22 protein-coding genes are annotated in these 26,643 nt (G+C 71.0%); 15 read left to right on the top strand and 7 right to left on the bottom strand.

Translation table 11 applies throughout. From position 1 onward, the window contains the following. Window positions 1–104: 104 nt before the first annotated feature. Window positions 105–1,907: a DEAD/DEAH box helicase gene (locus ACWEF2_RS18795; RefSeq protein ID WP_453816771.1), complete on the bottom strand. Its 1,803-nt coding sequence runs from the start codon at window positions 1,905–1,907 to the stop codon at window positions 105–107. Window positions 1,908–2,276: 369 nt separating this feature from the next. On the opposite strand from ACWEF2_RS18795, the gene ACWEF2_RS18790 reads away from it, so the two are divergent. After that, window positions 2,277–2,927: a ferritin-like fold-containing protein gene (locus ACWEF2_RS18790; RefSeq protein ID WP_453816769.1), complete on the top strand. Its 651-nt coding sequence runs from the start codon at window positions 2,277–2,279 to the stop codon at window positions 2,925–2,927. A 501-nt stretch (window positions 2,928–3,428) separates the two neighbouring features. Here ACWEF2_RS18790 and ACWEF2_RS18785 read toward each other — a convergent pair. The 3 genes from ACWEF2_RS18785 to ACWEF2_RS18775 all read right to left on the bottom strand — a co-directional run bounded on the left by ACWEF2_RS18785 (window position 3,429) and on the right by ACWEF2_RS18775 (window position 4,672). Beyond that, complete coding sequence (locus ACWEF2_RS18785; RefSeq protein WP_355598287.1) at window positions 3,429–3,659, bottom strand: DUF3107 domain-containing protein; 231 nt, start codon at window positions 3,657–3,659, stop codon at window positions 3,429–3,431. Between the two features lie 89 nt (window positions 3,660–3,748). Next, window positions 3,749–4,375 carry a TetR/AcrR family transcriptional regulator gene (locus tag ACWEF2_RS18780; RefSeq protein ID WP_453816767.1) on the bottom strand — a complete coding sequence of 209 codons (627 nt, stop codon included), beginning with the start codon at window positions 4,373–4,375 and terminating at the stop codon, window positions 3,749–3,751. Window positions 4,376–4,435: 60 nt separating this feature from the next. Next, a complete protein-coding gene (locus ACWEF2_RS18775) occupies window positions 4,436–4,672 on the bottom strand; it encodes a hypothetical protein (RefSeq protein ID WP_453816765.1) in 237 nt (78 codons plus the stop codon). A 239-nt stretch (window positions 4,673–4,911) separates the two neighbouring features. On the opposite strand from ACWEF2_RS18775, the gene ku reads away from it, so the two are divergent. Further along, the gene (gene ku / locus ACWEF2_RS18770; RefSeq protein ID WP_453816763.1) at window positions 4,912–5,832 is read left to right on the top strand and encodes a non-homologous end joining protein Ku; all 921 of its coding nucleotides are present in this window, start codon (window positions 4,912–4,914) and stop codon (window positions 5,830–5,832) included. Between the two features lie 347 nt (window positions 5,833–6,179). Here the strand turns inward: ku and ACWEF2_RS18765 are convergent, their stop codons facing one another. Next, on the bottom strand, window positions 6,180–6,548 hold the full coding sequence (locus tag ACWEF2_RS18765; protein WP_453816762.1) for a hypothetical protein: 369 nt from the start codon (window positions 6,546–6,548) through the stop codon (window positions 6,180–6,182). 286 nt (window positions 6,549–6,834) lie between these two features. Between ACWEF2_RS18765 and ACWEF2_RS18760 the strand changes: the two genes are divergently transcribed. The 11 genes from ACWEF2_RS18760 to ACWEF2_RS18710 all read left to right on the top strand — a co-directional run bounded on the left by ACWEF2_RS18760 (window position 6,835) and on the right by ACWEF2_RS18710 (window position 24,284). Then, the gene (locus tag ACWEF2_RS18760; RefSeq protein WP_453816760.1) at window positions 6,835–7,746 is read left to right on the top strand and encodes an alpha/beta fold hydrolase; all 912 of its coding nucleotides are present in this window, start codon (window positions 6,835–6,837) and stop codon (window positions 7,744–7,746) included. A gap of 80 nt (window positions 7,747–7,826) precedes the next feature. Further along, window positions 7,827–9,008 (top strand): adenylyltransferase/sulfurtransferase MoeZ, encoded by a 1,182-nt coding sequence (moeZ, locus tag ACWEF2_RS18755; RefSeq protein WP_355598297.1) that lies wholly within the window; start codon window positions 7,827–7,829, stop codon window positions 9,006–9,008. Window positions 9,009–9,128: 120 nt separating this feature from the next. Further along, on the top strand, window positions 9,129–9,863 hold the full coding sequence (locus ACWEF2_RS18750) for a hypothetical protein (RefSeq protein WP_453816758.1): 735 nt from the start codon (window positions 9,129–9,131) through the stop codon (window positions 9,861–9,863). After that, window positions 9,857–11,080, top strand: a complete 1,224-nt coding sequence (locus ACWEF2_RS18745; RefSeq protein WP_453816756.1) for a S8 family serine peptidase — start codon at window positions 9,857–9,859, stop codon at window positions 11,078–11,080. Before ACWEF2_RS18750 ends, ACWEF2_RS18745 begins: the two co-directional genes overlap by 7 nt. 49 nt (window positions 11,081–11,129) lie before the next feature. After that, complete coding sequence (locus ACWEF2_RS18740; RefSeq protein WP_453816754.1) at window positions 11,130–12,020, top strand: hypothetical protein; 891 nt, start codon at window positions 11,130–11,132, stop codon at window positions 12,018–12,020. Next, entirely contained in the window at window positions 12,014–13,261 is a 1,248-nt protein-coding gene (locus ACWEF2_RS18735; protein ID WP_453816752.1) for a S8 family serine peptidase, read from the top strand. The genes ACWEF2_RS18740 and ACWEF2_RS18735 overlap by 7 nt, the downstream gene beginning before the upstream one ends. A 100-nt stretch (window positions 13,262–13,361) precedes the next feature. Further along, on the top strand, window positions 13,362–13,730 hold the full coding sequence (locus tag ACWEF2_RS18730) for a hypothetical protein (protein ID WP_453816750.1): 369 nt from the start codon (window positions 13,362–13,364) through the stop codon (window positions 13,728–13,730). Next, window positions 13,718–14,038 carry an MGMT family protein gene (locus tag ACWEF2_RS18725; RefSeq protein WP_453816748.1) on the top strand — a complete coding sequence of 107 codons (321 nt, stop codon included), beginning with the start codon at window positions 13,718–13,720 and terminating at the stop codon, window positions 14,036–14,038. The genes ACWEF2_RS18730 and ACWEF2_RS18725 overlap by 13 nt, the downstream gene beginning before the upstream one ends. Before the next feature lie 67 nt (window positions 14,039–14,105). Next, a complete protein-coding gene (locus ACWEF2_RS18720; protein ID WP_453816746.1) occupies window positions 14,106–17,006 on the top strand; it encodes a CDP-glycerol glycerophosphotransferase family protein in 2,901 nt (966 codons plus the stop codon). A 305-nt stretch (window positions 17,007–17,311) separates the two neighbouring features. Then, the gene (locus ACWEF2_RS18715; RefSeq protein WP_453816744.1) at window positions 17,312–20,503 is read left to right on the top strand and encodes an ATP-dependent helicase; all 3,192 of its coding nucleotides are present in this window, start codon (window positions 17,312–17,314) and stop codon (window positions 20,501–20,503) included. 85 nt (window positions 20,504–20,588) lie between these two features. Further along, entirely contained in the window at window positions 20,589–24,284 is a 3,696-nt protein-coding gene (locus ACWEF2_RS18710; protein ID WP_453816743.1) for a UvrD-helicase domain-containing protein, read from the top strand. A gap of 10 nt (window positions 24,285–24,294) precedes the next feature. Here the strand turns inward: ACWEF2_RS18710 and ACWEF2_RS18705 are convergent, their stop codons facing one another. Then, complete coding sequence (locus ACWEF2_RS18705; protein WP_453816741.1) at window positions 24,295–24,495, bottom strand: DUF397 domain-containing protein; 201 nt, start codon at window positions 24,493–24,495, stop codon at window positions 24,295–24,297. Between the two features lie 384 nt (window positions 24,496–24,879). On the opposite strand from ACWEF2_RS18705, the gene ACWEF2_RS18700 reads away from it, so the two are divergent. After that, a complete protein-coding gene (locus ACWEF2_RS18700; protein ID WP_453816739.1) occupies window positions 24,880–25,335 on the top strand; it encodes a hypothetical protein in 456 nt (151 codons plus the stop codon). Between the two features lie 135 nt (window positions 25,336–25,470). On the opposite strand, the gene ACWEF2_RS18695 is transcribed toward ACWEF2_RS18700, so the two are convergent. Next, entirely contained in the window at window positions 25,471–26,049 is a 579-nt protein-coding gene (locus ACWEF2_RS18695) for a hypothetical protein (RefSeq protein ID WP_453816738.1), read from the bottom strand. 209 nt (window positions 26,050–26,258) lie between these two features. Here ACWEF2_RS18695 and ACWEF2_RS18690 point away from each other — a divergent pair, with 209 nt between their 5' ends. Then, window positions 26,259–26,549 carry a hypothetical protein gene (locus ACWEF2_RS18690; RefSeq protein WP_453816736.1) on the top strand — a complete coding sequence of 97 codons (291 nt, stop codon included), beginning with the start codon at window positions 26,259–26,261 and terminating at the stop codon, window positions 26,547–26,549. Window positions 26,550–26,643 lie beyond the last annotated feature (94 nt).

Below are 26,643 nucleotides of genomic sequence, written 5' to 3'. Positions count from 1 at the left end.
TGCGTCTGAAGACGTGCGTCTCCGGGCGCGAAAAAGGGGCGCCACCATCACGGTCGCGCCCCTTTTCTCATGGTGCGGCTAGCTCGGTTTTCTCATGGTACGGGCTAGCTCGGGCGGCGGGGACCCCGCTGCTGGCCCCTCACCGGCGGGCGGCGGCGACTCTGCGCCCGCTCGGAGGCGGCCGACGGGGCGATCTCGTCGTCCTCGGTCGCCAGATCGGGGGACTGGAAGATCACCGCGAACGGGCTGGGCGGGATGATCTTCTCCGGCTGCGACCGGGGCTGAGGCGCGGGCGCCTCGGCGGCGGGCTCGTTCTCCCAGTCATCCGTCTTCTCCCAGTCATCCGTCACCGGTTCCCCCTTCCAGCGTGGCGCCTCTGTCATCGGCTCACGCCTGCGGCGCGGCCTGTCGATCTCCTCGGCCACGGGCTCGCCGCGGACCGGGGTCCCCGTCTCTTCGAGGAGGTTCACCTCGGGGGTCGGTTCCGACCTCCGGGACCGGCTCCGGCGGGGCGCGGTCTCGGCGGGCCGGTCCTCACCGGTGTCCCTGAGCGGTGTCACGCCCACCTCCAGCTCGGAGAGCTCCACGATCGGGGTCTGGATCCCCTCGGCCGGTGCCGGGGTCTCCGCGCCGGTCCGGCCGCCGCGGGTGCGGCGCCGTTCCCTCGGGGTGCGGGCGGGGCGCTCACGGCGCTCCTCCCGCTCCTCGCCGTGGCCCTTGCGGGGGCCGCGCGAGCGGATCCGGCCGGTCTCGCCGAGGTCCTCGACCTCCTCGGCGGCCAGGCCCGCCCGGGACCGGTTGGCCCTCGGCAGCACGCCCTTGGTGCCCTCGGGGATGCCCAGGTCGGCGAAGACGTGCGGAGAGGTCGAGTAGGTCTCCAGCGGTTCGGCGAAGTCGAGCGAGAGGGCGTTGTTGATGACCTTCCAGCGGGTGAGGTCCTCCCACTCCACGAAGGTCACCGCCACCCCGGTCTTGCCCGCCCGGCCGGTGCGGCCGATCCGGTGCACGTAGGCCTTCTCGTCCTGCGGGCAGTCGTAGTTGACGACGTGGGTGACGTCGTCGACGTCGATGCCGCGTGCCGCGACGTCCGTCGCGACCAGAACGTCGATCTTGCCGTTGCGGAAGGCGCGCAGAGCCTGCTCGCGCTGGCCCTGACCGAGGTCTCCGTGGACGGCCGCGGCGGCGAAGCCGCGTTCCTTGAGCTGCTCGACGACCATGTCGCAGGCGCGCTTGGTCTCACAGAAGATCATTGTGAGCCCGCGCCCCTCGCACTGGAGCAGGCGGCCCACGATCTCGATCTTGTCCATCCGGTGCACGCGCCAGACGAACTGGGTCGTCTGCGGGGTCGCCTCGGCCTCGGCGTCGTTGTTCTCGGCCCGCACGTGGGTCGGGCGGTTGAGGTAACGCCGGGACAGGGCGACGATCTCGCCCGGCAGGGTCGCGGAGAACAGCATCGTCTGCCGCTCGTCCGGGATGAGTTTGATGATGCGCTCGATGTCGGGCAGGAAGCCCAGGTCGAGCATGCGGTCGGCCTCGTCGAGGACGAGGACGTCGATCTGGCCCAGGTCGAGATGCTTCTGCTTGACCAGGTCGAGCAGGCGCCCCGGGGTGCCGACGATCACGTCGACGCCCTGTTTGAGCGCTTCGATCTGGGGTTCGTAGGCACGCCCGCCGTACACGGTGAGAATCCGGGAGCCGAGCTTGCCGGCGGCCGTCACGAGGTCCTCGGTGACCTGTACGGCCAGCTCACGGGTGGGTACGACGACCAACCCGCGGGGCTTCTTGCGGTTCTTCCTGGGCTTGCCGACACGCTGGAGCATCGCCACGCCGAAGGCGTAGGTCTTGCCGGTGCCGGTGCGTGCCTGGCCGATGATGTCCTGGCCGTCAAGGGCCAGTGGAAGTGCCATCTCCTGGATGGGGAAGGGTGCGGTGATGCCCTCTGTCTCAAGGGCATCGGCGATCTCTGGTGTGACTCCGAGGTCTCGGAACGTCGTCAGCTTGGCCTGCCTAATTCTCCGTTGAAGGCAGTCCTGCCGGGACCACGGGCTGAAAAAAGTTCCCCGTGCCGGGTCCTCGCGGAAGGGCCAGCCCTCTCAATGCCATCAGCGACCGCTGCGGCGTCATGCCGACTTTTGGGGGCATCCGGGAGCAGATCCCCCGGACTAACACAGTGCGGTCGCACTTTCACAGAGCAGTGTACTCGATACCACAACGCGGAACCGATTTCTTCGTATTCCAGCTGAATCGTTAGGCGCCTCAACTCATAGGCTGCCTGCATGAGTGATTCCCCTCCCGGCGTCGCCGACCTGCTCGGTGTGCTCGCCTACGCCGAGCTGACGGCGTTCCTCCGGCTCGCCGAGGACGCCACGCGGTACGCCCCGACACTGACCGACCGAGCCGCGCTCGGCGACCTGGCCGCGACCGAGTACGCCCACTTCCGCCTGCTGCACGACCGGATCACCTCGATCGGGGTCGATCCGGAGGAGGCGATGGCGCCGTTCGTCGGGCCCCTGGACGACTGGCACACCCAGACCGTGCCGGGAGACTGGCTGGAGGCCCTGGTCAAAGCCTATGTGGGGACGGGGATCGCGCTCGACTTCTACCGGGAGGCGGCCGCCTACGTGGACGCCGGGACACGCGAACTGGTCGAGGAGGTGCTCGCGGACGAGGGACGCTCGCAGTTCGCGGTGGAGCGGGTCGGCGCGGCCATCCGGGAGGACCCCCGGCAGGCCGGGCGCCTGGCCCTGTGGGCCAGGCGGATGGTCGGGGAGGCGCTCAGCCAGGGACAGCACGTCATCGAGGCCAGGCCGGAGCTGGCCAAGCTGCTGGTGGAGGCGGCCGGAGAGGACGTCACCCGGATGTTCGCCCGGCTCACCGAGGCGCACGGCAGGCGGATGGCCGCGCTCGGGCTGACCCCCGGCCCCTAGAGCCTCCCACGGGGCTCCACGGGGCTCCACAGACCCCGTGGACCGTCCGTGACGGGCTTCGGGCGCGGGGAGAGGGGCTGGCGGCCCCGGCCGCCGGACAGGGCCCGCGGGGCCGCGCGAGGCCGAAACATCCCGAGACCCGCGCGTGGGGGCGTCAAACGGTTGTACCGTGCGAGACATGAGGGCCTCGCGCCGCTACGGCAGTTCCTTGACGAGATGTGGACCGAATCCGTGGGCCTCGCGCCCCGTGCTGCGCAGGGGGAGTGCGGACTGCCCGGCCATCGCCGCCGGAGGGCATCACGTCCGCCGGACCCGGCGCCCGTGTGGCTGCGGGTTCGGCGGACGACAGGAGTGTCCCGGCGGCCGGTGAGGCGGTGGCCGCCGAGCCGGGAGCGGCCGGAGCACGGACCGCGCCGTGGCCGGGGGGAACGACGACCTGGCACGGGCCGCGCGGGATCCGGGAGGGGGCCGTGTGGTGAGGATCGGCGGCCCCCGGGGGTCCTAGAGAGTTCCGCCGAAACCGACGGGACGCGCCTCCTCCTCGCCGATCTCGATGAAACCGAGCGAGGTGATCGGGACAAGGATCCGGCGGCCCTTGCCGTCGGTGATGGAGAAGATCCCCCGGTCGGCGGCGAGGGCCTTGCCGAGCTCGTCCTCCACCTGCTCCGCCGAGAGGTCCGTCTCCACCACGAGCTCGCGGTGGACCGAACGCACGCCGATCTTGATTTCCATGCCGTTCCCTTTCGACGGGGGTTGCTCGTCCCATGGTCGCCCCGCCGGGGACGCGACGCGCCGTTTGATCGCGTCAAGCGAACACCCGATCAGTGATCGGCGGTCCGGGGAAAGCCGGAGATGCCGCGCCAGGACAGGCGGGCTATGAGCTGGGTGGCGGCGTCCTTGGGAATGGAGCCGTTGCCGCTGATCCAGTATCGGGCGCTGACCTCGGCCATGCCGACCAGGCCGACGCCGAGCAGCCGGGCCTCGTCGCTGGAGCAGCCGGTGTCCTCCTGGATGACCTGACTGATCATCTCGGCGCTCTCGCGGAGATTGCGCTCGATGCGCTGACGGACCAGGGCGACGTTGCGCAGGTCGGACTCGAAGACCAGGCGGAACGCCTCGCCCTGGCCGGAGACGAAGTCGAAGAAGGCGCCGATCACGGCCTGCACACGCTGCTTGTTGTCCGTGGTGGAGGCGAGGGCGTCGCGGCAGCGGGCGATCATGTCGTCCATGTGCAGGTCGAGCAGGGCCAGGTAGAGCTCCTGCTTACCGGGGAAGTGCTGGTAGAGGACCGGCTTGCTGACCCCGGCGCGCTCGGCGATCTCGTCCATCGCGGCCGCGTGGTAGCCGTTCTCCACGAACACCTCCTGCGCCGCGCTTAACAGCTGGCGGCGACGGGCCGGCCGGGGCAGCCGGGTGCCCCGGGGCTTGGCGTCCGGGGTAGTGGTCACGGCACTCTCCTCGCGGGTGTTCATGCTGTCTCGCATCATCCTACGCGTGGGTAATTCGAGTCAGCGATAATCGTCCTCGTCAAGGTCGATGGCGCGGTTCTGCTCGGTCGCGTCCGCGGGGTCGGCGTCCGGCGGGATGTGGTCGGGCCATTCGGAGCCCTCCTCGCGCAGCAGACGATACTGCTCGGCCGCGTCGGCCTCGGGCGCCTCGATGTCGATCTCCTCGGGGATTTCCGGGGGGAGGTTCTCGGGCTCCTCCTCGTCGATGTCCTCGTTACGAGCACCCATCTCCGCCATTCGCCCTCCTCGTCGTGTTCCGCCGCCCGCGCCGCCTGCCGGTGAACATCGGGCGCACCCGTCTGCGAATATTCGGACATCGCCCAGCGTACGGCCTCGGACGCCGCCCGCCGAGAAAGACAGGGCATCGGATCCCCCATGCGCCTCCCTGCCCTGTTGGTGAGTGTTCGCCTCCACCCGGTGATGTCTCCGAACGCGCGTGCGAAACTTGAGTGGAGGCTCCAATCCGGGGAGACGCCATGCGGAGTATCTGGAACGGCACGGTCTCGTTCGGGCTGGTCACGATCCCGGTCAGGCTGTACGCCGCGACCGGGCGGCGCGACGTCGCCTTCCACCTGGTGCACCGGGAGGACGCGGGCCGCATCAGGCTCCGCCGGTTCTGCTCGGTCTGCGAGGAGGAGGTGCCCTACGCCGACGTGGCCAGGGGGTATGAGCTCTCCGAGGGGGAGACGGTGGTGCTCGACGGCGGCGACTTCGAGGACCTGCCGTCGGCCACCTCGCACCGGATCGAGGTGCTCCAGTTCAGCCCGGCCGACCAGATCGACCCCATTCTGTTTGACAGGTCCTACTACCTTGAGCCGGAGCCGGTGGGGGCGGGGCCGTATGCGCTGCTGCGCGACGCGCTCGAACGCTCCGGGCGGGTGGCGATCGTCAGGGTCGCGCTGCGGCGGCGCGAGTCGCTCGCGACGCTGCGGGTCAGGGAGGGGGTCTTCGTGCTGGAGACCATGCTCTGGCCCGACGAGGTGCGCCCCGCGGACTTCGCGTTCCTGGAGGAGGAGACCGAGGTCGGGCCCCGGGAGCTGATGATGGCGGGGGCGCTGATCGAGAGCATGGCCGCCGACTTCGACCCCTCGCTGTACCGGGACGCCTACCGGGAGGCGCTCCAGGAGGTCATCGAGGCGAAGGTCGCCGGCCGGGAGGTCGTCTCCACGGGTCCGCCGCCTGAGCGGGGACCGACGGCCGACCTGATGGCCGCGCTCCAGGCCGGTGTCGAGGCGGCCAAGGGCGGCAGGGGGCGCGGGGACGCGGCTCCGCCCGGGAGAGGGGCCTCCGGAGCCGCCGCGCCCGAGGGGGGCGGCGGTTCGGCGGCGGACAAGGCCACCGGGAGTTCGGCGGCGGACGGGGCCGTCGAAAGGGGAAAGGCGCGCCGTCCGGCGTGAACTCCCGGAGAGGAAAGGCGATTCCCGCATGACAAGGGCTCCGGGGATTATGAAAATCCCCGGAGCCCTCACCCGGAATTGCGCGGATAATTTCATTCCACGCCGGACCGGAAAGCGAAGTTTGGAGATTGGCTCCCAGTCGCCCGCGTCCGCCGTGTGATCATCGTCCTCCGGGGAGGACCATGATTCCGGCGAACGCGGGCGCCGTGCCCCTCCGCCATGGGCCGGGAGCTTGTCGCGACCGCGAATCCGGTTGCGCGTGGTCAGGTGGTGCGACCGTGCGCCGGGCTCACCTCGGAGCCCGCCCCGGTTCGACGGTCAGCGGTTTCGGGAGACCGCCGGAGCGTCTAGCGCGGCTGCTCCCGCTCCCGCTCCCTCTCGTTGTCGTTGTCGTTGAAGTTCCTGGCCCTGGAAGCGCCGCCACCGCCGCCACCGCCGCCACCGGCGCCGACGTTGTTGGTGTTGACGACGATGAGCCTACGGTGGCTGCAGCGCCGGTGGCAGCAGCGGCCCCAGCGGTGGCCACAGCAGCGGCCCCAGCCCCGGTTGCAGCCACAGCTGGCCCAGCCCCAGTTGCTCTGGAAGGACGCGACGGTGGTGGTGACAGCGCCGGCGCTGGCGCTGGTCGCCGTGGTCACTGCGCCCAGGGCGACGACTCCGCCCGACAGCGCCGTGCTGATTGCGAGCCCCGCCAGGACACTCTTGAACTTGGGCATTGCGTTTCCTCCTTGAAAGGATCGGTTGCCCCGCTCTCGACATTTTCCGGAATGGTTGGAAAATGCCCCGGATGGCCGTTAATGGGTCATCCTTCGCAGTCTTGATTTCCTCGCATGTCGGGCAGCAAACAGGGATCGGCGGCTTTTACTATCTCCTTATCTCTTTATTGACGGCGTTGGACTCTTATTAATTGTTTTGATGCGATAAGTCTTTAATGTCGCTTTTGTTCCCTTGCTCCGGGGTGGGGGGCTATCGTCGAAACAGCAGGTGAGCGAGGGAGGAAGCGTGGTTGCCGAGCCGATTCCGCACTGGCCCGGAAGGCTGGTCGGCCTTGGGGAGCAGCGTGTTCACCTCAGGTCGACCCCGCGCGGGCCCGCCGAGACCGCCGTCTACGTGCACGGCCTGGCCGGCTCGGCGACCAACTGGACCGACCTGATGGGCGAGCTGTCCGACGTGGTCACCGGCCACGCGCTGGACCTGCCGGGCGCCGGGTACTCCCCGGAACCGCCCGGCGGCGACTACTCCGTCGGCGCCCACGCCCGGACCGTCACCGCGCTGATCGAACGGGTCTCGGACAGTCCCGTGCACCTGTTCGGCAACTCCCTGGGCGGGGCGGTCGCGGTGCGGCTCGCCGCGACCAGGCCCGACCTGGTCCGCTCGCTCACCCTCATCTCCCCGGCGCTGCCCGACCTGTTCCCCAGGTACGGCCCGGCACGGGTGGCCCTGTCCACCGTGCCGGGGCTGGGCGAGTGGGCCGCGGGCCGGCTGCGGGCCGTCCCCGCCGAGCGGCGGCTCAACCTCACGCTCGGCATGTGTTACGCCGACCTGGGACGGCTCCACCCGGAACGGCTCAGGGAGGCGATCGAGGAGCTGCGCCGCAGGGACGGCCTGCCCTACGCGGGAATCGCGTTGATCAACTCGGCGCGGGGCATCGTGGCCGAGTACTTCAGACGCGGGACGGAGAACCTGTGGCGGCAGGCGGCCCTGGTGGCCGCGCCCACCCTGGTGATCCACGGCCGCCACGACCGGCTGGTCAACCCGCGGATGGCGGCCAGGGCCGGGCGGACGTTCCCGCACGTGAGGCTGGTGCTGCTCCCCGACGCCGGGCACGTGGCGCAGATGGAGCTGCCGGAAAGGGTCGCCCGCGAGGCCCGCCGCCTGATCCGCGAGACCACCCTCACCTCGATTGGGGAATGACCGGGACACCACACTAGGTTGTGAGTGGTGCGTGCTGTGTTGGCCGTACTGTCAAGACCCCCTGAAACGGGAGCAGAACTGTGTCGTTGCCACCGCTGGTAGAGCCGGCAGCCGAGCTGACCGTCGACGAGGTGCGCCGCTACTCGCGCCACCTGATCATCCCCGACGTGGGCATGGCCGGGCAGAAGCGCCTGAAGAACGCCAAGGTGCTCTGTGTGGGCGCCGGCGGCCTCGGCTCTCCCACCCTGCTGTACCTCGCCGCCGCGGGCGTGGGCACGCTCGGCGTCATCGACTTCGACGTCGTCGACGAGTCCAACCTGCAGCGCCAGGTCATCCACGGCCAGTCCGACATCGGCCGGCTGAAGGCCGAGAGCGCCGCGGACAGCGTCAGGGAGATCAACCCGCTGGTCGACATGGTCGTCCACAACGTGGCGCTCACCACCGACAACGTGATGGAGATCTTCTCCGGTTACGACCTGATCGTGGACGGCACCGACAACTTCGCCACCCGCTACATGGTGAACGACGCGGCCGTGCTGCTCGGCAAGCCGTACGTCTGGGGCTCGATCTATCGCTTCGACGGCCAGGCCAGCGTGTTCTGGGCCGAGCACGGCCCCTGCTACCGCTGCCTCTACCCCGAGCCCCCGCCCCCCGGCATGGTCCCGTCCTGCGCCGAGGGCGGCGTGCTCGGCGTGCTGTGCGCGTCGATCGGCTCCATCCAGGTCAACGAGGCGATCAAGCTTCTCGCCGGCATCGGCGAGCCGCTGGTCGGCCGTCTGATGATCTACGACGCCCTGGAGATGACGTACCGCTCGGTCAAGGTCCGCAAGGACCCCGAGTGCGTGCTCTGCGGCAAGAACCCGACGGTCACCCGGCTGCTGGACGACTACGAGGCGTTCTGCGGCGCGGTCTCGCAGGAGGCCCAGGAGGCCGCCTCCGGCTCCACGATCAGCGCGGCCGAGCTCAAGTCCCTCCAGGACTCCGGCGAGGACGTCTACCTGATCGACGTCCGCGAGCCGAACGAGTACGAGATCGTCTCCATCCCCGGCGCCGTGCTCATCCCCAAGGGTGAGTTCCTCAACGGCTCGGCGCTGGAGGGGCTCCCGCAGGACAGGCGCATCATCCTGCACTGCAAGTCGGGCGCCCGGTCCGCCGAGGTGCTGGCGATCGTCAAGAACGCCGGTTTCTCCGACGCGGTCCACGTGGGCGGCGGCGTGCTGAGCTGGATCAAGACGGTCGATCCGAGCCTGCCCGCCTACTGACCGGTCTCCCTGTACGGTTTTACACGGCCGACGCCCCGCCGAGCCTCGACGCTCCGCGGGGCGTCCGTTATTTGGGGATCGGCCGGATGCGATCCCCCTGGCCGCATTAAGGTCGAGGATGTGAATGAAGTCCCAGGTCAGCGGCGGCTTGTCTGGCCGGCGCTGGTCGCGGCGTCGGCGATGACGCTGATCTGCGCCGCCACGGCCGGGGTGGCGTCCAGCACAGCCGGAGCGGAGCTCACCCGCGGCCCGAACCCGATGGAGCTGGAGCGGGCCGCCGCCGTCGAGATCGCCGGACGCTGGCTCTCCTGGCCCGCCGGTCGCGTCTTCCCCGAGACCGTCGCCTACGCGGCCGAGCAGGGGGGCCGGGAGAAGGCCCGTCGCGTGGGCATCTCGCCGGAGACGCGCTGTGACAGGGCCGTGGACGCCGCCCTGCGGAGGACGCTGCGGCAGGCGGGCTGCCGGGGCGTGCTCCGCGCCACCTACCTCGACGCGCTCCAGGGCGTCGTCGTCACCGTCGGCGTCGCCGCGTTCGCCGGGGAGGAGGGCGCCGCGGCGGCCAAGGTGGCGCTCTCCAGAAACGGCCGCCCCACCCCCGGCCTGCTGGCGCTGGCCTTCCGGGGCACGGTCACCGACCGGTTCACCTCGGCGGGACGGCAGAGCGGCCTGGTGCGGCAGGCGGGGCCGTACCTGGTGATGGCCACGGTCGGCCAGGTCGACGGTCGTCCGGCCAAGGCGGTGGGGGAGCAGCGCCCGACCGTGTTCGCCTTCGCCGGTGACATCGCCGACCGGGTCCTCGCCGGCCTGTCGACGCCCGCGCGGCCCGACTGCGGTACGCGGGAGTGGCTGTGCTGAGCGGGCGGGCGGGCGCGGCCGGCGTGCTGGCCCTGGCCACGCTGTGGCTCGCCCCCGCGACCCCGGCCGCGCACGCCGACGATGTGCGCGGCAGCCAGGGGCAGGTGCTGCGGACCCTGGACCTCCCCGACGCCTGGCGGATCTCCGAGGGCCGGGACGTGACGGTGGCGGTGCTGGACTCGGGGGTGGACCCCGACCACCGCGACCTGGCGGGCTCGGTCGTCGAGGGCAGGGACTTCACCGCGGGGGCCAACCCGCGGGGGGTGGCGCCGCTGAGGCTGCACGGCACCTACATGGCCTCGCTCATCGCGGGGCACGGGCACGGTCCCGGCGGGGCCAGCGGGGTGATCGGTGTCGCGCCGAGGGCGAAGGTGCTGTCGGTGCGGGTGATCCTGGAGGACGAGGAGCCGGGGTTCCGGGAGTTCAACACCGCCGAGCGGTTCGAGAACGTGGTGGCCAGGGGCATCAGATACGCCGTCGACCACGGCGCCGACGTGATCAACATGTCGATCTCCAAGGAGCTGGCGACCAGGGAGGAGCGGTCGGCGATCCGCTACGCGATCTCCAAGGGGGTCGTGCTCGTCGCGGCCGCCGGGAACGGGGGCGCGGGCAAGCTCGACTCCACCGGCTACGCCCCCTACTCCTACCCGGCGGCCTTCCCCGGAGTGGTCTCGGTCGCCGCGGCGGACCGGCGGCTGCGCAGGGCCTCGTTCTCCAACTGGAACCCCTCGGTCCTGGTGGCCGCGCCCGGGGTGGACATCCTCGGCGCCGGCCCCGGCGACGAGTACTGGGTCGGGCGCGGGACCTCCCAGGCGACCGCGCTGGTCTCCGGTGTCGCCGCTCTTATTAAAGCGAAATATCCGAAAATGTCGCCCGCGCTGGTCGTGCAGGCGCTCGCCGCGGGGGCGACCAGGCGGCCCAGAGGGGGCTACGACACGAGCATGGGATTCGGCGTCGTCAACGCCCCCCGGTCGCTCGCCGAGGCGGCCAGGATCTCCCGGCACACCCTCGTCGCCCGGGGGAGGGACAGTCACGACCCCACCCGCCCGATGGGCCGTCCGGCCGGACCGATTCAGGTGATCCACCGCGATCGGCACAGGATCACCCTGTACGGCGGGCTGGCCGCGGTCGCCCTGCTCGGCGCATTCGGATCCCTGGTGATGATCGCCGTCTCCGTCGGCCGGGCGCGGTCCACCGGAGCGGAGGGCGACGCGTAAACACACTCCGGCGACAGGGGGGCGGAACGTCGCGACGTAGCATCGAACCATGTCGAAGTCCGGGCGGTCCCAGGAGCCGGAACGGCCCACGCCGCGCCCCCGGCGGACCGTCCCGCCCGGGGCGTCCGGCGGACGGACCCGGGTCCGCGCCTGGCCTGCCGCGGGCCGCGACCGGCCGGCGGTGGAGCGCGCCGGGCAGGTGACGCTGGAGCAGGGGATCCGGTTTCGGACGATCTTCCTGATCCTGATGGGCACCATCCTGGCGGTCGCCGCGAGCAACGTGCTGATCGGCGTGGCCGGGCTGTTCCGCGAGACCAGGCCCCGGCCGCTGACCGCCGCCGAACAGGCCCGCTACATCCGGGACGACATCGCCGGGCGCTGGCACACCTGGTCCGCCGACCTGCTCTTCCCCGTCGAGCTGCAGTACGTCGGCCTCGGCCGGGCCCAGCAGTACGCCCGCCGGGTCGGGCTCGCCCCGGAGACCTCCTGCGGGTCCGGCCTGGACGGCCCGGTGGGTTCGCTGCTCACCGAGCACGGCTGCCACACGCTGCTCCGCGCCACCTACGTCGACCAGACGTCCACCTTCGTCTTCACCGTGGGCGTCGCCGTGCTCGGCGACGAGGAGCTGCGGACCACGGTGACCGCGCAGCTGCCGGTTGACGACCGGGTAGGGGTGCGCCCCGTGGCGTTCCCCGGCACGGCCGCCGCCCTGTTCGGCGCCGCCCAGCGGCAGCGCAACGCCTGGGTCGCGGTCGGTCCCTACGTCGTCTTCTCCACGGCCGGTTACGCCGACGGCCGTACCCGCGAGTCGGTCCCGCCCGAGGAGATCCTGCACAGCGAGCTGTGGCCGACCGCGCAGGCGATCACCGGGCGCATCGCCCACGCCCTGGGCGACGAACCCAGCGCCGTGCCCCAGTGCACCCGGGGAAACGTGTGCTGAGGCGGCGGCGGTTCCGGACGGCGGGCGCCCTGACCGCGTTCTGCCTGGCGGCCGCCGGGCCGGTGGGCGCCGCCGACGTCCGCCAGGACCAGCGCTGGGTGCTGGAGAAGCTGAACGTCGAGCAGGCGTGGCGGGTCACCAGGGGGGCGGGGGTGACCGTGGCCCTGGTGGACGGCGGGGTGGACGACCACGTCGCCGAGTTGCGCGGCCGGATCGTCCTCGGTCCCGACATGAGCTCGGTGGAGCTCGGCCGGAGCAGGCCCGAGCCCGGCCCGCACGGCACCGCCATGGCCTCGCTCATCGCCGGGGCGGGCAAGGGGAGCGGAGGCCTGCTCGGGACCGCGCCCGAGGCCCGGATCCTGTCGCTGCCGCTGGTCCCGGCCGAGGTGCCGGAGGGCGACTTCATCCCGCCGGAGGAGGATCTGCGCGCCCGCAACGACAGCCCGCTGGCCCGTGCGATCCGCTACGCCGCCGCGCACGGCGCCAAGGTCATCAGCATGTCGCTGGGCGCCTACCGGCCGCACAGGGCCGAGCGCGAGGCGGTCTCCTACGCGCTCTCCCGGGGGGTGGTGCTGGTGGCGGCCGTCGGCAACGACGGCGACTCGGAGTACGCCCGCGAGCACGCCACCTCCTTCTGGAACTTCCCCGCGGGCTACTCGGGGGTCATCGGGGTGGGCGCGGTCGACTCGGCGGGCGCGCCGGCCACGTTCAGCAGCGACAACCTGTCGGTCCTGGTCTCGGCGCCGGGTATGGGCGTGCCGGTGGTGGCTCCGGGCGGGAAGTACGGCTCGTCGGACGGGACCAGTTCGGCGGCGGCGCTGGTGGCCGGAGTAGTCGCGCTGATAAAAGCGAAATATCCGGATATTCCGCCGCACATGGTCGCGCAGGCGCTCGCCTCCACCGCCACCTCGGCCCCCATCGCCGGATACGACGACCACATCGGGTTCGGGGTGGTCGACGCCGGTGCGGCGCTCGCCAAGGCGGGGGAGCTGACGCGCGGCGCGGCGCGGGTCCCGCCGGCCGACGGCGGTCACTTCGGCCGGGGCCCCCTGCCCCCGGAACCGGCCCGCCCCGGTCCCGACCCCTTCCGGCTCTGGCTGTACGGCACCGGCCTGACCCTCGGCCTGCTCGTGTTCGCCGGGGCCGTGGTGGTGCTCACCCGCCGCTCGGAGCAGGCCGTCCCGCCCGCTGCGGATACGGCCGCGGGGACGGCCCGCCACCACCGATACGGGCCGGATTGAATTCGATTCGAACGCGTTTTGGACACTGTTCGGATGCGTTCGGCCCGATGTCGGTCTTCACGGCCTGGCGACCGCCGAAGGTTCGCTAGGGTCGCGCACCATGGGGTACGAGTTGCGCGTGGAGCGCCCGGCGCCTCTCGCCTTCGCGGAGCTCGCGACCGTGCTGGGGCGGGCGGGGTTCGAGTTCCGCGGTTCGCAGGAGACGGGCGAGGTCCTGGCCCGCCACGGTGACCGGGTTCTGGCCATCGCGGCCTGGAACGGCGCGCTGTCCGGCGCGCCCGGATCCGACTGGCAGGTGGCCCAGCTCGCGCGGGTCTCCGCCCTGCTGGGCGCGCGCCTGGTGGGTGAGGACGGTGAGTCCTACGAGATCCGCGACGGCCTCGTCGAGCAGGTGAACGGCTCGGCGGCCTACGAGTTCGGCAGACTCGACGAGATTCTCGCGGCCGGGCCCACCGTATGGAGCCACTAGGCAGGCCGGGCGCCTACGCCGACCGGGTTCTCGACCTCGTCGAACGCATCCCGTCCGGCAAGGTGATGTCCTACGGCGACATCGCCGAGTACCTCGGAGAGGGAGGCCCGCGCCAGGTCGGCCGGGTGATGTCCACCTGGGGCGGCGCGGTGCCCTGGTGGCGGGTCGTGCACGCGGACGGAACCCCTCCCGGAGGTCACGAGGCGCGCGCTCTCGCAGGTTGGAAGGCGGAGGGCACGCCCCTGAGGGGTACCCGCGCCGACATGCGCACGGCCAGATGGGATGGGTCATCTGAAAGTAGTGCGTAACCGCCTTCGGTATGGCGCACTACCATTGCCTAGGACAGCGCTCTGTCCGAAAGGCGGTGCCTTCCCCATGGCCACCGGCGCCACACCCGCGCGAGCCGGCGGTGATCCCGTCAACGACCGTATCCGAGCTGTTCAGGACCTCTGCGACCGGGGAGAGCCACTTCAATCGATCGTCACGGCGGTGCTGGCCGGGGGGCTGACCCCCGCGGAGCGGCGCCGTTTCGACGCCCGCGCGCTGGCCGGTCCGCTCGGCTCCCGGCTGGACCTGGCGGTCAAGCGCGGGCCCGCCCGCCGCCGGGAGTTCGTCACCCTCTTCAAGCCCTACCTCGCCGGGGTGGACGCGCGGGTCAAGCGGGACCTGCCGGTCGCCCGCAGGATCGCCTTCCACCTGGTCGAGCGGCGGCAGGTGGACGACCTCGCCGACGGTGACGCGCTGAGCGGGATCACCGCCGCCGCCGCGGAGCCGTTCAAGCGGACCCGCAGGCGCCTGCGCTGGTACGCCGACCTGCCACTCAGGGACGAGCTGCCGGAGGCCATGTTCCGGCTCCGCGCCGCCGACCTGATCCCGGTGACGCAGGTGGAGGAGATCTCCTGGTCCGGCGGGCGGCTGCGGATCACCGGCCACGCCTACCTGGCCGGGCTCTCGGTCCGCGGCCGCCGGTTCAACCGGGCCGGCGTGGTGCTGCGCGGCCCCCGCTGGCTGCCCCCGATACGGCCGCGCACCCGCCGCGTCCTCCACCCCGAGGCCACCCACGGCGCCCAGGAGCCCGGCTGCAACTACGACTGGTCCGGCTTCGTCGCCGAGCTGCACCCGTGGCCGCTCCGCTGGCGCGCCGGCGTCCGGGCGGTCGTGCGCGGTGCCAGGCGGCTGCTCCGCCGCCGGGCCACCGTCCGTGACACCACCACCTGGCGGGTCGAGATCGAGATATGGAGCCGGGGCGCGCGCGCCGCCGGCCTGCTCCGCGGCCCCTCCATCGGGCGCACCGAGCGCCCCGCGGGGCGGGATCTGGGCCGGGGCTGGTGGATGCGCCCGGTCTGGACGTCCGACCGTGCCCTGCAGATCGCGCTGCAGCCCACCAGGGCCGAGCTGACCGGGGTCCGGCTCGACGGCGACCGGATGGAGGTGGAGGTCTTCCTGCCGGGCAAGGGGGAGGGCAGGGGCCACGCGCGGCTGGACGGTCACCGGATGTCCGCCGACTTCACCCCGGTCGAGGGGGGTACCCGGGTCGTCGTGCCGCTCGCCGTGCCCGCGCTGCTGCAGGAACGCGACGGCGGCAGGCTCTGGGTCGAGCCCAAGGGCGATCCGGCGGCGCCCGTCATGCTCGGCCGGGCCGAGGAGAGCCGCTGGGTCGTCGGTGACAGGGAGATCACCGTGCTGGGCGACCGGCGCGACCGCGTGATCGTCTCCGCGCACCCGATCCGCCCGGTCGTCTCGGTGGTGACCTGGGGCGACGACGGCACGCTCACCCTCGAAGGCTCCTATCCGGGCTCGGGGCCGGCCGAGCTGGTGCTCCGGCAGCGCGGCGGCCTGGTCCACACCGTGGCCCTGGAGCGGGACGCCGGCCGTTTCTCGGTACGGTTCACGCCCTCGGCCATGCCCCGCTTCGGGGAGGCCGTGCCGCTGGGCGGCGGCACCTGGAGCATGGCGGCCCGCGACCCGGCGGGGGAGGTCGTGCCGTTCCGGATGGACCACGCCGTTCTCGGCGCGCTGGACGAGGACCCGAGGGTCCGTGACGGCCGGGAGTACCGCCTGGTCTCCACCCGGTTCGACGTCCCGGTGCTCACCGTCGCCGAGGACCGCCCCGACGACGAGAAGGGCGCCGGGGGCCTGTACACCCTGCAGCGCTCGTTCTACCCGGCCGAGCGGACCCGCGAGCTCAACGACGCGACCGTGTACGTCGCCTACGACGGCAGGCAGTACGAGGGCAACGTCCGAGCCGTCTACGAGGAGCGGATGCGCCGCGGCGACGACCGCGAGCACGTCTGGGTGGTCAAGGACGGCGCGTTCACGCCGCCGGGGTCGGCGGAGCTGGGGACCGGCTCGGACATCCGGCCCACCGTGGTCCGGGCGGGCAGCCGTGAGCACTACGCGGCGCTCGCCCGCTCGCGGCACGTGGTCACCAACGGTTTCCTGCCGCCGTGGTTCCGGTCCCGCGAGGACCAGACGGTCGTGCAGACCTGGCACGGCAGCCCGCTCAAGCGCCTGGGCAACGACCTGCCGCACATGTCCCGCGACCCCCGGCCGGCGGCCTGGCACCGGCAGGCCGCCGAGGTGCGGGGCTGGGACCTGCTGATCTCGCAGAGCCCGTGGGCGACCCCCGTCCTGCGTAAGGCGTTCGGCTACCAGGGCGCGGTCCTGGAGTGCGGCTACCCGCGTAACGACACGCTGTCGGCCCCCGACCGGGAGGAGCTGGCCGCGCGGGTGCGCCGAAGACTCGGAGTCGCCGACGGCGTCAGGCTGGTCCTCTACGCGCCGACCTTCCGCGACTACGACCGCAAGAACGCCTCGCTCCGGCTGGACCTGGCCGAGGCGCGGCGGGTGCTCGGCCCCGGCCACGAGTTTCTGGTCAGGGCGCACTCGATGCAGGCGGCCCCCGCCGTCCCCGAGGGCCTCGGCCACGATGTCACGACTTATCCGGATGTAACGGATCTGTTGCTGGTCGCCGACGTGCTGATCACGGACTACTCCTCCGTCATGTTCGACTTCGTCGCGACCGGCCGCCCCATCCTCTTCCTCACCCACGACCTGCAGCGTTACTCGGCCAAGCGCGGCCTCTACCTCGATCTGGCCGCCGAGGCCCCCGGCCCGCTGCTGACCACGGGCGCCGAGGTCATCGAGGCGCTCCGGACGATCGACGAGGTGGCCGCGGCCCACGCCGAACGGTACGCACGGTTCCGGCGCGCCTACGCGCCCCGCGACGACGGCAAGGCGGCGGCCAGGCTGGTCGACCACGTCTTCGTCTCCTGAGACCCACCCGCCCCTCCTCCGGACCGTGCGCGCCCGCCTTCCGGATCCCCGTGCGCCTACCCCCGGAGCCCCGTGCGCGCCCATCCCCTGAACCCCCGGTGCGCCCGTCCTCTGCCCCCCCCGTGGGCCCACCCCCTGAACCACCTGCGCCGCAGGCGCCCGAAACCACGCCGGAACCACGCCGGGACACCGGTCGTCCGGCCGGTCGGAGCGGTGTCCCGCCGTGCCGCGCGGGCCGACTCGGCACGATCATCGCCCGGGATCTGGTGGAATGACGAGTTGTGAGTGGTCAGGGTTGGCGGTTGGTGCGTCACGAGGGTGCGGGGAGGGCTGTTGCCCCCGCGCTTGACGAGCATCAACGGGCGGTGGTGGCCCACGAGAGCGGCCCGTTGCTCGTCCTTGCCGGGCCGGGCACCGGCAAGACCACCACGATCGTGGAGACCGTGGTGGACCGGGTCGAGCGCCGGGGGCTGGACCCCGAGCGGGTGCTCGTCCTCACCTTCAGCCGCAAGGCGGCCGAGGAGCTGCGCGAGCGCGTCACCGGCCGGATGCGCCGTACCACCCGCACCCCCCTCGCGCTCACCTTCCACAGCTACGCCTACGCGCTGCTGCGCCGCGAGGCCGTCCTCGCCGGCAAGTCGCCGCCCCGCGTGCTGACCGCCCCCGAACAGCTTCTGGAGATCCGCCGCCTGCTCCACGGCGAGCTGGAGGACGGGGCGCCACGGTGGCCGGAGAACATGCGCGAGGCCCTCAAGACCCGCGGCTTCGCCCAGGAGCTCCGCGACTTCCTGGCCCGCGCCGCCGAGCGCGGCCTCGACGGCGAGGACCTGGCCGGGCTGGGCCGCCGCCACGGCCGTGCCGACTGGGTGGCCGCCGGGCGGTTCGCCGACCGCTACCAGGCCAGGTTCGACCTGGACCTGGAGCCGGTGCTCGACTACTCGGAGCTGATCCGCGCCGCCGCCGCACTGCTCGCCGACCCCGAGGTACGGCAGCGCGAACGGTCCGCCTACGACGCCGTCCTCGTCGACGAGTACCAGGACACCGACCCCGCGCAGGAACTCCTGCTCTCCTCGCTGGCCGGTGACGGGCGCGACCTCGTCGTGGTCGGCGACCCCGATCAGTCGATCTACGGCTTCCGCGGCGCCGAGGTGCGCGGGATCATGGAGTTTCCCGACAGGTTCCGGCGGGCTGACGGCGAGAAGGCCCCCGTCGTGGCCCTGCGCGTCTGCCGCCGCAGCGGCGCCGAGCTCCTGAAGGCGTCCCGGCGCGTCACCGCCCGGCTTCCCGCGCCCCCCGGGGGCGCCGCGCACCGGGAGCTGAGGGCGCTCCCGGACGCCGACCCCGGCGAGGTCCGGATCCTGGTGGCCGACGGGGCCGTCCAGGAGGCGGCGCTCGTCGCCGACACGCTGCGCCGGGCGCACCTGCTCGGAGGCGTCCCCTGGTCGCGGATGGCGGTGCTGGTGCGGTCGGCCTCCCGTCAGATGCCGCTGCTGCGCCGTGCCCTGGTGACGGCGGGGGTGCCGGTCGTGGTCGGCGCCGGAGAGCTGCCGCTCTTCCAGGAGCCGGGGGTACGACCGCTGATCAGGCTGATCCAGGTCGCGCTCCATCCGGAGACCCTGGACGAGGCGATGGCCGAGGAACTGCTGACCGGGGCGCTCGGCGGCACCGACATGATCGGCGTGCGCCGCCTGCGCAGGGCCCTGCGCATCGCCGAGCACGAGGCCATGGCCGGCCTCGATGAGCGCGACCCGGTGGACCGTGCCGCCGAGCGCGAGCTCTCCGGGCCGCGCCCGTCGGGTGAGCTGCTGGTTGCGGCGCTGAAGGACGCCCGTGAGCTGGTCCGGGTGGAGCCGCACGTGGCGCTCCCCGCCGAACGGCTCGCCCGGCTCATCTCCGGCGCGGCCGACGTCGTACGGCGGGGCGGCACCGCGGAGGATGTGCTCTGGGGCGTCTGGAACGCCACAGGGCTGGCCGAGAGGTGGACGGAGACGAGCGTCGCGGGCGGGTTCAGGGGCACCATGGCCGACCGCGACCTCGACGCGGTGGTGTCGCTGTTCGACCACGCGGCCAGGTTCGTGGACCGGCTGCCGCACGCGGGCGTCGACGTGTTCGTGGAGGACCTGGTCGCCCAGGAGATCCCCGGAGACTCCCTAGCCGAGCGCGCCCCCGACGGCGACTCGGTGCGCGTCATGACCGCGCACCGCGCCAAGGGCCTGGAGTGGGACGTCGTGGTCGTCGCCGGGGTTCAGGAGGGGGTGTGGCCGGACCTGCGGCTGCGCGGATCCATCCTGAGCACCGACGACATGGTCGCCAGGGCGGCGGGCTCCCAGCACGAGAACCCGGCCGCGGTCTCCGCGGCGCTGGCCTCCCAGCTGCTGGCCGAGGAGCGCCGCCTGTTCTACGTGGCGGCGACCAGGGCCAGGAGCGTGCTCGTCGTCACCGCCGTGGGCGGTGAGGACACCGAGGAGCGGCCATCGCGCTTCCTCACCGAGCTGGTGCCCGGCGAGACGGGGGAGGCGGGCGTCGACGAGCGCTCCCGCTGGCTGAGCATGCCGGCCCTGGTGGCGGACCTGCGTTCGGCGGTCTGCGACCCGACCCGGCCGGACCCGCTCCGCAGGGCCGCGGCCGACCATCTGGCCAGGCTCGCAGCGGCCGGGGTGTCCGGCGCCCACCCGGGCGACTGGTACGCCCTCACGCCGATCTCCGACGACCGCGCGCTGAGCTGGCCCGACGACACCGTGCGTGTCTCGCCGTCCGCTGTGGAGAGCTTCACCAAGTGTGGCCTGCGCTGGTTGCTGGAGACCTCCGTGGGCGCGGGCGGCACCGACGCGGCCCGGGGCCTGGGTACGGTCATCCACGCGCTGGCCGTGCTGGCCGCGACCGGCATGCCCACCGAGGAGACCCTCGGCAAACGCCTGGACGACGTCTGGCACGAGCTCGACTTCGGCGGCGCCTGGTACAACCGCAAGCAGCGCAAGGTCGCCGAGGAGATGATCTCCAAGTTCGTCCGCTGGCACCAGGAGAACCCCCGGGAGCTGATCGGTCTGGAGGAGGCGTTCACCGCCACCGTCTCCGAGGGCGTGCAGATCAAGGGACGGGTGGACCGGGTCGAGCGCGACGGCGAGGGGCGAGCCGTGATCATCGACATCAAGACCGGGAAGAACGGCCCGAAGGAGGCCGAGCTCGACCGTCACCCCCAGCTCGGGGTCTACCAGCTCGCCGCGCTGCTGGGCGCCTTCCAGCGGCACGGCATGACCGAGCCCGGCGGCGCGGCCCTGGTCCAGGTGGGCGACGCGGCGGGCAAGAAGAACGCCAGGGAGCAGACCCAGCGTCCCCTGTCGGAGGACCCCGACCCCGGCTGGGCCCGTGACATGGTGGACACCGTGGCGCTCGGCATGTCCGGGCCGTTCTTCCAGGCCAAGGTCAACGACGGATGCCGTACCTGCGCCGTGCGGGCGAGCTGCCCGGTCAGCAAGAACGGAGATCAGGTGTGCTGAGCCGTGCCACCGGCCGTAGGGAGCCGGACCACCGGCCGGAGGGGTGTCCCGTGCCGGGCCGTACCGCCGGTCGGGGCGGGGCGCCGTGCTGAACCCCATCCAGCTCGCCGCCAAGCTGGGCATCCTCCCCCCCACCCCCGAACAGGCCGAGGTGATCGAGGCCGGGCTCGAACCCATGGTCGTGGTCGCCGGAGCCGGATCGGGCAAGAGCGAGACCATGGCCGGGCGGGTCGTCTGGCTGGTCGCCAACGGCCTGGTCCGCCCCGAGCAGGTGCTCGGCCTGACCTTCACCAGGAAGGCCGCCGGGGAGCTCGCCATCCGGGTCCGCGAGCGCCTCAACGGCCTGGTCGCGGCCGAGCAGGTCCCCGCCGACCTGCTGGAGGGCGAGCCGGCCATCTCCACCTACCACGCCTACGCGGCCCGGCTGGTCACCGACCACGCCCTGCGGGAGGCCCTGGAACCCACCATGCGCCTGGTCACCCAGGCGGTCTCCTGGCAGCTCGCCACGCGGGTGGTCAGCGGCTACGACGGGCCGATGGAGCAGATCGAGTGGGGGCCGGCCACCGTCACCCGGGCCGTGCTCGAACTGGCCGGAGAGCTGTCGGAGCACCTGCGCACCCCGGGGGACGTGCGGGAGATCGGCACCTGGCTCACCGAGCGGTACAGTGAGCTCCCCGGCTCGCCCACCCTCGCCCAGCACAGACCCCTGGCCGCGCAGCGGGCCAGGGAGCAGTTGCTGCCCCTGGTCGAGGCGTACGGACGGCTCAAGCGGAGCCGCGAGGTCGTCGACCACGGCGACCAGATGGCGCTGGCCGCCCGGATCGCCGCCAGGCACCCCCAGGTCGGCGAGATCGAACGGGGCCGGTTCGCCGTCGTCCTGCTCGACGAGTACCAGGACACCAGCCATGCCCAGCTCGTCCTGCTCCGCTCCCTGTTCGGCGGCGGTCACCCGGTGACCGCGGTGGGCGATCCCTGCCAGTCCATCTACGGCTGGCGCGGCGCCTCGTCGGGCAACCTCACCCGCTTCCCCCGCGACTTCAGAACCGCCTCGGGGGAGCTCGCCCCGGTCCGCCGCCTGTCGGTCAGCTTCCGCAACGGCGACGCCGTACTGGACGTCGCGGCCCGGGTGCAGATCCCGCTGCGGATGGAGGCCAGGGAGGTGCCGGTGCTGGTGCCGGGCGGCAACCGCGTCGAGCGCGGCCGGGTGGTGTGCGCCTTCCACGAGACCGCCGACGACGAGGCGGCGTGGATCGCCGACGGGATCGGCAGGCTGCTGGGGACCGAGAGCGCGCCCGACGGCATGCCCTGGGGCGACGGCGAGCGCAGGAAGGCCAAGCAGAGCGTGTGGGGCGGCCCGCAGTGCCTCCAGCCCCACGACGTGGCCGTCCTGGCCCGGAAACGGTCGCAGTTCCCCGCGCTGCGCCGGGCGCTGGAGGCACGGGACATCCCGGTCGAGGTCGTCGGCCTGGGCGGCCTGCTGACCGTGCCCGAGGTCTCCGACATCGTCGCCACGTTGCGGGTGATCTACGATCCGACGGCCGGGGACGCCCTGGTCCGGCTGCTGTCCGGCCCCCGGTGGCGGATCGGCCCGGCCGACCTGAAGGAGCTGGGCGAGCGGGCCCGGGAGCTGAACCGCGAGGCCCGGGGCGCCCCGGCCGGGGTCGCCGACCCTCTCGACCAGGTCGTGGTGGACATGGCCGAGGAGCGCGGCAGCCTGGTCGACGCCCTCGATGAGCTGCCCGACCGCCCCGAGTGGCAGGACCTGTTCTCACCCCTGGCCCGGGTACGGCTGGTCGCCATGGCCCAGGAACTGCGCTCCCTGCGGGCCCGCAGCGGCCAGCCGCTCCCCGACCTGATCATCGAGATCGAGCGCAGGCTCGGGCTGGACATCGAGGTGGCGGCCAGGGGCGCGGCGGTCGGCGTGTTCGCCGCGCGCGCCGACCTGGACGCCTTCCTGGACGCCGCCACCCGGTTCGCGGGTGACTCCGAGGACCCGACGCTGGGTGCGTTCCTGGCGTTCCTGAAGGCGGCCGACTCCGAGGAGAACGGTCTGGACGCTGGACGGGTGGGGGAGAGCAACAGCGTCAAACTGATGACCGTCCACGCGGCCAAGGGCCTGGAGTGGCCGGTCGTCGTGGTGCCCGGCATGTCGCAGGCGGTGTCCAAGTCCGGGGCGCTGACCGTCGGCACCATGTTCCCGGCACGCCCGGTCGCCAGCCCGAAATGGACGGAGAACCCACGCAAACTGCCCTACCCGCTCCGCGGCGACGCCTCCGACCTGCCCCGGCTGGGCGGGCTGTCCAAGGATGAGCTGGCCGAGTTCGACGAACGCTGCCGCGAACGCGACCTGATGGAGGAGCGCCGCCTGGCCTACGTCGCGGTCACCCGCGCCCACTACCTGCTGATCGCCTCCGGCTACCGCTGGGGCAGCGCGTCCAAGCCCCTGGACCCCTCAGACTTCCTGCTGGAGATCAGCGAGACCTGCGGCCGGGTGGCTGTCTGGGCCGCCGACGCCGAGGACGGCGCCGCCAACCCCCTTCTGGCGGAACCCGCCGAGTCCGTCTGGCCCGTCACCCCCGGGGGGCTGCGCTACGAGGCCGTCCTCGACGGCGCCACCATGGTTGAATCCGCCCTGGCGACCCTCGCCACAACCACGGCCTCCCCTCCTCCACCCGTCTCCCTTCCACCCGTCTCCCTTCCACCGGTCTCCCCCCTGCCCGCCCCCCTTCCCGAGAGCTCTCTCGTCTCCTCCCGGAAGGGCTCAGCCACCTCCCTCCCGGAGCATGAGGACGTCCCCTTTCCCGGGGACGAGGACATCCCCTTCCCAGGGGACGAGGACGCTCCCTTTCCCGACGAGGACGTTCCCTCTCCCGGGGACGAGGGCGCTCCCTTCCCGGGGACGAGGATGCCCCCCTTCCCCGGGGACGAGGATGCCCCCCTTCCCCGGGCTTCGAAGGGTGAGGGATCGTTCACCCCTGCCCGGCAGGCGGTCCCGGCCGACTCCGAGCGCGGGTCCGGCGGTGAGCCGGAAGCGGGGGCGGAGCCGGAGAGCGAGCGGGCCGGGGCGCTCGCGGAGCTGCGGGGGTGGGACAGGGAGCGGGCGAAGGCGTGGGAGCGCGACACCGAGCTGCTGCTCAGGGAACGGGAGCTGAACCGGCGGCGCGGTGGCGGCCAGGTGCGGCTGCCCACCCACCTGACCGTGTCCTCCCTCGTCACCCTGGCCGCCGACCCCAAGGCCCTGGCCCGCCAGATCCGCCGTCCCGTGCCCAGGGAACCCACCCCGCTGGCCCGCCGGGGCACCTCGTTCCACAGTTGGCTGGAGTCCCGGTGGGGCCAGCAGCGGCTGATCGACGAACTCGACCTGCCCGGCGCGTCCGACGACGTCGAGGAGACCGCGGCCCGGCTCGACGAGCTGCGCGCCCGGTTCGAGGAGAGTGAGTGGGCGGAGCGGGAACCGCTGGACGTCGAGGTCCCGTTCGAGATGATGATCGCCGACCGTCTGGTCAGGGGCCGGATGGACGCGGTGTTCCAGACCCCGGACGGTCGCTACGAGGTCGTCGACTGGAAGACCGGCCGGCGTCCCACCGGCAAGACGGAGGCCGCGGCCTCCGTCCAGCTCGCCGCCTACCGCCTGGCCTGGTCGCGGCTGGCGGCCGTCCCCCTGACCCGGGTGAGCGCCGCCTTCCACTACGTCCGTCTCAACGAGACGGTCCGCCCGGTCAACCTCCTCGACGAACCCGGCCTCGTCACCCTCATCGAGTCGATCCCCACCCCCAGGTGAGCCCCGGATCTCACCCGGCCTGTCCGGATTTAAGGGCGTTGACGAACGTTCGCCATTCGTCGGCGGTGAAGCTCAGCGTGGGTCCGTTCGGATCCTTGCTGTCCCGTACGGCCCGCCCGCCGCCGGGCAGGTTCGCCACCTCGACACAGTTGCCATTCTGGCTGCTGTAGGTGCTCTTGTGCCATTTCAGATGGGAGAGGTCAGGGTCCATCCCGTGGCTCCTTCTTTGATTCGCGCTCTAAGCCAGGTTGTCGGCTGCCCGTTTCACCAGGGATTGCCAGCCATGCGCAAACGATGCCAAAAAATCTCGAACTAACGAAGTCCTGCTATGCGCGTGCGCGCGAGAAGCCCGGCACCGTTCGTGTCCAGCCCCGGTGCTTCGCCGTGCTGACTGCGGCTGTCGATCCTCATTCGCGAGCTGCACTTGCTGACGACCCTGGACTCCAGTGTGGAGATCGGCCCCATCCCGTAGGCGGGGATGCTGGTACCGCTTTCCCGCTCAATGCTCTCCTGGCCGCTGCAAGGTAGATATCATCAGGAGCATCTGAGCTGAACCGTATGGGGCAACTACTAGTTTGTAGCTAAGAGGTAAGTCGTGAGAGACATGCTCAAGGCGGCATTGATTCATCTTGTAGGTGGCGTCAACTGGCTAGTGTTCCGAATTTCTAAAGGGCATGTGGTGCTGTATCGGTTTGGCGGAATGCCTGGTTTGTCTATTATGATCAGCGGGCCCCAGGCGTCGGAGCACAGCACTTTGCTCTTGCCCTATCTGGCCGACGGTAACGACTTCGTTCTTCTTGGGAATTGTGAAGCCGGAAACTCCCCAGAGTGGGCCACCGAGCTGCTTGGCGCCGGGTCGAATAATGTTATTACCGTTGAGATTTACGGTCAGAATTTTGATGTCACTGCGACAAAAATTAATCGAGAAGATAGTGTCGATCTTTTGTGGCGCCTTCTTGTGGCCGTATCTTTTGTTCAGTACCATGAGGTGAAGCGTAGGCGACTGGTTCCCTGTGTGCGTCTGGTGAGGAGTTCCCTCTCAGCTGAATAGCAAGGCTTCCTGAAGTGATACCCGCAAGCGCTATGTGACATAACGCTTGCGGTTTGTGTGTTTCTAGTACAGCTTTTCTCTGCCAGTGGTTCAATCTTGGGATTGAAGTGCATATACCTCTAAGGGGTTTGGGGTTTACTGGCACCACCAGCTGTTTTGCCCGCTTGTGGCGACAGCGGCTTCGGATGCCCATACACCTTTATATTTAGCTATGAGGTAGGTTCGAGTACGGTAGTGGTGAGGACCGTTGGCGTGGCTGCAGTTGTAAGAGGTGCTGGACTTCGAGCCACTACCTATATTGCACCCCCACTTCACGGGGCCGTTCGCGATGACTGTCCAGGTCCCGTTTATGTTTAGTTCAAGATCGGTTTCTGTGCGGCAGTCATCGGGCTTTGTGGGTGTGCATGACGGTATGTAGCCTTCGGCTCTGATCGGCGGCTTGTTGTATACGAGGGTGAACGGGGCCTCTGCCCTGACGTAGCAGCCAACAACGTCTGCAGCCACCTTGTTTTCGGCTGCTTCTGTATCTACCCCGGAGAAGGCTGAACCAGGTTCTGCCGTGACCTCGGGCTCGCCTGGAAGAGTCGGTGAAGTGTCAGACTGGTTGTTGCTGACGGGTGGAGGAGTGTCGGCATTGGCGATAGTTGGAGACGTGGCCCCCAGCGCTGTCACTATGAATGAAGCAGCAATGATTGACCATTTCGTAGATTGCATTATTAGCCTTCTTGTGCGGTTGAGCGGGATCGAGTGGAGAGTCCCTTCGGATGTGACGCAATCATTGCAGCATGGAAGATATTTAATGTCAATGAGGTGATCTCGTGCGCCCAGTGGAGCGGGCAGAGCCCCGGCGCATTGATGATTCAGTCCGTTGAGGGCTGATTTCATAGAGTGAACAGGGTGAGCAGGCGATGTGACGCATAACCATGTTGACGGCGGGCTCGGGCCATGTTGACGTGGCCTTTCTTGCGGAACGTGCCGATCACGAGGTTGTGGATAGCGGCCATGAAATGCGGGAGTTGCCCGGTACGGACCTGGCCGGTGTCCTCGCCGAAAGTGACGTCACGAACATAGTGTTCACGGTTTTCCACCTCCCAGTGCCGACGGGCGTAGTGATTGAGACGAGCCGCTCCGGCCAGGCCCGGCTGCGCTACGTCCGCGAGTTCACGGCCGGTCTGCGACGCTGCGAAGCCGAATGCGAATTCTGGATTACCTGATCACCACGGATGCGAAGGTGATCAACGAGCTGATCACTACCAGCACCCTTGAGAACCCCGCTGCGATTCGAGCAGTCAGGTTCGACAACAAGCC

This window comes from Streptosporangium sp. NPDC004631 (genome assembly GCF_053601935.1).
The sequence above is the reverse complement of the archived record's forward strand: the minus strand, read 5'-3'. Positions and strand labels throughout refer to the sequence as shown.

Excerpts from the sequence above, each read along its gene's own strand:
- ACWEF2_RS18795 (WP_453816771.1), bottom strand. The coding sequence starts at position 1,907 with ATGGCACTTCCACTGGCCCTTGACGGCCAGGACATCATCGGCCAGGCA.
- ACWEF2_RS18790 (WP_453816769.1), top strand. The coding sequence starts at position 2,277 with ATGAGTGATTCCCCTCCCGGCGTCGCCGACCTGCTCGGTGTGCTCGCC.
- ACWEF2_RS18785 (WP_355598287.1), bottom strand. The coding sequence starts at position 3,659 with ATGGAAATCAAGATCGGCGTGCGTTCGGTCCACCGCGAGCTCGTGGTG.
- ACWEF2_RS18775 (WP_453816765.1), bottom strand. The coding sequence starts at position 4,672 with ATGGCGGAGATGGGTGCTCGTAACGAGGACATCGACGAGGAGGAGCCC.
- ku (WP_453816763.1), top strand. The coding sequence starts at position 4,912 with ATGCGGAGTATCTGGAACGGCACGGTCTCGTTCGGGCTGGTCACGATC.
- ACWEF2_RS18765 (WP_453816762.1), bottom strand. The coding sequence starts at position 6,548 with ATGCCCAAGTTCAAGAGTGTCCTGGCGGGGCTCGCAATCAGCACGGCG.
- ACWEF2_RS18740 (WP_453816754.1), top strand. The coding sequence starts at position 11,130 with ATGTCGAAGTCCGGGCGGTCCCAGGAGCCGGAACGGCCCACGCCGCGC.
- ACWEF2_RS18730 (WP_453816750.1), top strand. The coding sequence starts at position 13,362 with ATGGGGTACGAGTTGCGCGTGGAGCGCCCGGCGCCTCTCGCCTTCGCG.
- ACWEF2_RS18725 (WP_453816748.1), top strand. The coding sequence starts at position 13,718 with ATGGAGCCACTAGGCAGGCCGGGCGCCTACGCCGACCGGGTTCTCGAC.
- ACWEF2_RS18720 (WP_453816746.1), top strand. The coding sequence starts at position 14,106 with ATGGCCACCGGCGCCACACCCGCGCGAGCCGGCGGTGATCCCGTCAAC.
- ACWEF2_RS18705 (WP_453816741.1), bottom strand. The coding sequence starts at position 24,495 with ATGGACCCTGACCTCTCCCATCTGAAATGGCACAAGAGCACCTACAGC.
- ACWEF2_RS18695 (WP_453816738.1), bottom strand. The coding sequence starts at position 26,049 with ATGCAATCTACGAAATGGTCAATCATTGCTGCTTCATTCATAGTGACA.
- ACWEF2_RS18690 (WP_453816736.1), top strand. The coding sequence starts at position 26,259 with ATGTTGACGGCGGGCTCGGGCCATGTTGACGTGGCCTTTCTTGCGGAA.